At 33.2% G+C, this 5867-nt stretch carries 7 protein-coding genes; all 7 read right to left on the bottom strand.

What is annotated here, in order from left to right; translation table 11 throughout:
* Window positions 1-109, bottom strand: a 109-nt coding sequence (locus F597_RS23200; protein WP_425413912.1) for a LuxR C-terminal-related transcriptional regulator, incomplete at its 3' end; no start/stop codon positions are given.
* A gap of 156 nt (window positions 110-265) precedes the next feature.
* Entirely contained in the window at window positions 266-982 is a 717-nt protein-coding gene (locus F597_RS0119685; protein WP_019541464.1) for an IS481 family transposase, read from the bottom strand.
* 65 nt (window positions 983-1047) lie between these two features.
* Complete coding sequence (locus tag F597_RS0119680) at window positions 1048-1659, bottom strand: 6-bladed beta-propeller (RefSeq protein ID WP_019541463.1); 612 nt, start codon at window positions 1657-1659, stop codon at window positions 1048-1050.
* A gap of 232 nt (window positions 1660-1891) precedes the next feature.
* Complete coding sequence (locus F597_RS0119675) at window positions 1892-2794, bottom strand: DUF1573 domain-containing protein (protein WP_019541462.1); 903 nt, start codon at window positions 2792-2794, stop codon at window positions 1892-1894.
* Entirely contained in the window at window positions 2791-4050 is a 1260-nt protein-coding gene (locus F597_RS0119670; RefSeq protein WP_019541461.1) for a 6-bladed beta-propeller, read from the bottom strand. The genes F597_RS0119675 and F597_RS0119670 overlap by 4 nt, the downstream gene beginning before the upstream one ends.
* On the bottom strand, window positions 4047-4436 hold the full coding sequence (locus tag F597_RS21845; RefSeq protein WP_019541460.1) for a hypothetical protein: 390 nt from the start codon (window positions 4434-4436) through the stop codon (window positions 4047-4049). Before F597_RS21845 ends, F597_RS0119670 begins: the two co-directional genes overlap by 4 nt.
* Before the next feature lie 157 nt (window positions 4437-4593).
* Window positions 4594-5867 (bottom strand): hypothetical protein (locus F597_RS21365; protein WP_019541458.1); only part of this gene is annotated, 1274 nt, incomplete at its 5' end.

Below are 5867 nucleotides of genomic sequence, written 5' to 3'. Positions count from 1 at the left end.
ACTGTTGTACATAGCTGTTAACGGTATTACGAGATATACCAAGTGTAGCACCAATCTTGCGGTTACTAAAACCGTCTTTGATTAAGACTAAAATTTGTTTTATATCCATAGGATCAAGTTTATTTGCCATACCGCATCCCTTTTTTAGGGACAAGATAACTTGATCTTTTCAAAGTGGCACAAATCGAACCGTAAAAAGTGGCACGGTTTGAACCGAAAAAGGTGGCACACATAGACCGAAATCACTGGCACAAATCAAACCGTTTTATCCATGCTGGGTTCTTTCAACTTTCCCGTTCAGGTGAGGTGTTTTAGGTTTTATCGGTCTGAACTTGATAAAATGCTCATGGAGTTCATACTGAAAATCATAATTGAAAAATTCCGTACCCCAATCTGTTTGAATTCGCTGGATTGGAAATCCGAATGTATCAATTACTTCGCTCAAAAAATGAATAGTATTTTTTACTTTCTTATTGGGATAGATCCGGATAGTTTTCATCCGGGTACAGTCATCGATGGCTGTAAATTGATAGGCTCCTTTCCGTATTTTAGTAACATCCAGCTGAACCCTTTCGCCTGGAATCTCCTTGTTATATCGTTTGTAATCGGACTTCTTTCGCCTTTTCACTATTGGTGAAACATTGTTATTAGACAATACCCTCCAGACAGTCATAGGGGAAAGTCTGATGTTTTTTCTCAACAAATGGATTGAGATACGTTGAGCACCCCATTTCTTTTTCCTTCGAAGTTCAAGGATAAGTAATTCAATTTCTTTTGAAACCTTTGTGTTTGTGAGGTTTTTAGGGCGTTTCGACTTATCGGACAATCCAGATTCTCCCTCTTCACTATACCTTTTAATCCAACGGTACATGGTTGATCTGGCCACTCCACACCGGAGTGCGGCTTTCGACACAGAACCTACATCCTGATACACTTTGAGCCAATTTTTACGTGCTCTTATTTGCCTTTCATTATCCTTCATAAATCGAAAGATAATTGTTTTCTATAAGATTCAAAAATTAAATTTGTAGCGAATCTATTGATACTTTACACCTTAGTAATATTCATTAAGGAATCTAAGTACATAAGATTATATTCTTTTTTCATAGTAGTCTTATTTTTTCTGTAATTAGCATAAATGGCATAACCATTATCATGACATGGTACAATACCTTCAATCCAAAAAGGTATTTTTTTCCTATTAATAAAATGTCCATCCAAGTCATACTTCATGATCCAATATCCCATTAAATCTGTTAATACAATTTGTTTATTTTTGAAATCAATGTCGAAGAAATCCAATTGCGAGTATTCCTTTGGCCCTTGTCCCACATTGGAAATTTTAAAGAGATACTCACCGTTAATATTAAAAACAAATAAAGGAGACGTTTGTGTGTCTAAGATATAAATGCGATCTTCATAAACCGTTAATTTCTGAATGTAGCCTATTATAGATTCTTCTGTTAATTCTAACTTGACATATTTAATTGTATCCAAAAAAGGAGAAATATCAATAGATGTATTTGTTGGAGCATCCATTAATTTTATTATTTCCATTTCTCCTGATTTTATAATTTTGCCTTCATTTATTATAATCTTTCTATGACAAACATTTAGAAATAGGCAAAATACGATAAATAATATATTTTCTTTCATCATATTGACAAGTATGTAATTTTATAAAAAGATACTATTACAAAATATATTCTAAAATTTACAGACAACATATTCTATAATGCATTTTTTCTGATCCTATTAAGGGGTCGGTAAGTCTCGATTCATTCCCTATAATTACTCAAACACAACCCTCTCAATATAGGCGTAATCAGGATATCCTTTCTTTCTCGTATTTTTTCTGTCAGATCACAACAAAACTCATCGTCAGCAAATATTAATCCGTGACATATGCTTGAAAATTCACAAGTATATTCTTATGATTCTTAATTACAAAATTGATTTCTTGTTGATCAAATCCAATATTTGCAGGTTTATATTTAAGAACTAATTTTCCTTCTTCCTTTGGTTTTATTGAACTGTCATAGGAAATGACCTGTAAACAATCACATGATACATTTATACTATCAATCAATACGTTTTCAGATGTTATATTCTTATAATGGAGTGCTATATCATATGTGTTATCCAATAACGCGTTATCGATGCTCAAATCTTTCTTGTCGATATAGAGGGGGTGTAAAAATTGTTGTTCTTCTAACAGAAAAACCTCACTTCTTTTTAAGTAATTCATTGTTATTTTGGGAAAATTGGTATCAGGGTGAAAGATGTACCTGCTGTTTAAATCAGTATCTATTAAAAAATAAAATGGTAAGTAATCTTGTTTACTAATTGCTGAGAATAATTGAGAAGTATCGTTATAAGGAATAAAATATACTGGAAATTCTATCTTATATTTGCTTAATAGTATCCGAAACTTTCTGATATTATTATATGTAGCAAGGCCTATTATTGTATTCTGCGGATGTTGTAAGGATGAATTAATAATCTGAATTTGCTCAACGATACAACTTTCGCAATAGCTTTCATGGAGCCTTATTACTATTTTAGGTGTATTTAGCAAAGATTTCAAAGGGACTAAATTTCCTTCCGAATTCATTATTCTATACTCACTTGGAAATCGTAATTCATTTTCAAAGACATTATCCAGTACAAACAGGGAATATTGATCCGTGTTCCCCGGTAAGTCGCGAGGTGTAGAATATTCTTGGTCTCCCCGTTTGCAACTAATAATGGCCACAAGAATAAATAAAACATAAAACTTTTCTATTATTTTCATTTTAAATTTATTGTAATAATTATTGGATTGCTTGACGGATCTAGTTTATTCTTTAAGATTCGAACATTCTCGGAAGCAGCATCGTTTCCTCCTATTAAATTAATTAAAGTGCTTGGTTCCATAAATGCAATTAATTCGTTATTATTGATACTTATCAGATGTCCTCCTAAAGGAATATTATTAAAATCATCAAAATAGAATATGCCAAGATTATTAACTTTTAAATCTTTTTTTTCAATGTATGAATACATCACAAATTTTTCGATGTTATAACTTATAAATATATAGTTATCAGACTCAAGATATGACGATAAGCTAGTATAATTATTCTTTCTTATTTTCTCAAAAATAGAGTTATTTAGGGTTTTGCTGTTATTATAATTGAAAGTTTCTTTATTGGTCGTAAATGTAAATTTATATTTGCCAGATATATTCCCATTAACGACATTATAAGTTTCTTGATTCAAATAATCTATTAAATTTAATGTGTCTTGTGATACAAAAAAACTGTTTCTTGCTATTGGTATTCGTAAATAATAGTCGTCATATTCATAAGGTAGATATTTATCAATTATCTTATCTTTTATTGTTCTAATCAATCTGTACTGTTTTGGAAATTCTTTGAATATTGTTTGATTTGGGAATCTTCCTAAATCAAAATAGATTGTATCTTTTTTATCGATATAAAAATCTGAAGCGATGATAGGTAAATTTATTTTCTTCACAAACCTATTCTTATCATAAAAGAGGAGGCCCTGATTTGTACTATATATGATGATCTCTTCATTTTCGTTTACATTAAAATCCATAACTGAAAAATATTCATTTGGTCCATTTCCTCTTTGATTCAATTTATATAGAAATTTTCCGTTATCCCTATTGAAACAGAATATTGTTTCAGTCATTTTGTCCAAAAGATACATTTTATCATTTTGTGTAACGATTTTATCAATGCCCCCAACTAAAATACTATCATGAGTTTCTAAAGGGGTATATTTTATTGAGTTAGAAAAGAGAGATATTTTATTATTATTTTTTTGAATTTGCTTAGGATCTATTTTTAAAAGAGTAAATTCTAAAGATTCAGTCACTTCATTATCGTTATTACTTCGTTTGCTACATGATAAAATAAAGATTGCAGCACTAGTAGCTAAAATTGTGTAAATTTGATTATTTTTTTTCATTTCAATAATTTTTTTATAAATAGGGATAGAAATCCCTAAAAAGAAATCCATCCCTATTTTTGAATGCTTCAATTTTTTCTGCAAGGAAATGGGTTACAATAATGAGAAGGGACTCCAGTATATATACAATTATTTTGGGACCCATGGAAAGTTACTGGATAGTCAAACTGAATATCACATCTTAATCCTCCTATATAAGGTACCCATTCCGGTATTGTCATTCCTATCGTACAAGTTCTTGTCTCCGTTACGGTACATGTGGTATAGTGATCTATAGCTCCTCCAGAACTGCCACCTCCTGAACTATCTCCTCCACCTGAACCATTTGATTGGGCCAATACTTCCACATGCAATTTATTGTCTACTACTCCGTAGTCATTCAATGCATGCTTGAAGTTCAGCGTAAGCGCAAACAATAAGGTTGCTATGCCTAAAATTATTAAATAAATCTTTTTCATTTCTATTAATTGTTTGATTATTAATTGATATAATTGAATTCATGTATCCATATTCTGATTATTTTCATCCCGCCAGTGACGGGATTGTCGGAAGACCGTCTTTTCATAAAAAGCAAAACCTGTTTTCATGCGATTGTCTTTTTTGATTGTTGATCCATCACTCATTTTCAGGGTAAAATAGATGGTAATCATTCCGTTGTTTCAGTAATTCCCTTAATTCTTTCTTCAACGCATCTGTATCATACCATGTATACGTGCGTTGGTGGGCATAAATCCCGAAATACAACAGGTAACCGGCAAAAAGCATTACTGTTAATAATTTAAGGCTTCTCTTTTTGAGGCCGTTATACAGCATAACCCCATAATAAGCCAGTATAAATCCTATTCCTATCACTGCAAGATAAGCATACCTGTCGGCGACAATGGCAAAGCGTGATAGCGGTATGATATGCAAAGCAATGGCAATATGAACGGTGAAAAACAACAATCCGAAAGCTACCGGCCATTGCCTGATAAACGTCCATAATGATGCCGCAATAATGAGTATTACTGCCGGATACACCAGTAACCAATTCGGTAACGGATCGCCAATGGCGGAAGGGAAAGGATACAGGTAAGACAATTTAAACGGAAAAGTGATTTTGAACAGGTATTCCAGATAAGCATAACAGGCGAAAACAATGCGTTGCCATAACGGATAATTGTCGTTACCGGCAAGAAAACCTCCCCCGTCAGCGTACTGGGAATAGATGGTGATGATTCCGAACACAACAGACAGCAGAAAAAACGGCAGGGTTGCCATCCATACTTTCCTATCCGATAGCTGCCGGTTCAGTAGCCAGTATATCAGCAGCATCCATAACGGGAAAACTACCGCCTGCTCTTTTCCCAGGAAAGAGAAAACGTATAATAAGAGCGTGTATATGTAAAACCGTGTTTTCGCGGTTTTCATATAACAGAGAAACGTGTAGGTTGCCAGTAAATAGAAAAGGGCGTATACCAATACTTTTGATGCACTCATCCATGCAACCGATTCAACATTGAACGGATGAACGCAGAATATCAGGGAAGTGATCAATGAAACAGGTGGAATTATTTTAATATCGATTTTTCCACAGAGAGTAAGCAGTTTCTCTGTTACCAGAAATACCAGACAGGTATTCACAATATGCAGGATAAGGCTTGCCAGATGAAAGACAAACGGATTATAACCGGCAATGGAATATAAGACCAGGTATAAATACTCATTAAAAGGTGCATATTGACCGTGATAGAATTCGGTAAGGATCCTCCAGATATTCTGAATTGTAAATCCCCCTTCTGTATAATAATTCATCACGACCCATTGGTCGTCCCAGAAATCGAGCAGTTGATTATTAAGGATAGGGTAATATACTACCACCGCAGACACTCCCAGTATTATGAAATACA

This window comes from Proteiniphilum acetatigenes DSM 18083, assembly GCF_000380985.1.
Classification (GTDB): domain Bacteria; phylum Bacteroidota; class Bacteroidia; order Bacteroidales; family Dysgonomonadaceae; genus Proteiniphilum; species Proteiniphilum acetatigenes.
This window is presented reverse-complemented; position numbering and strand designations above follow the sequence as displayed.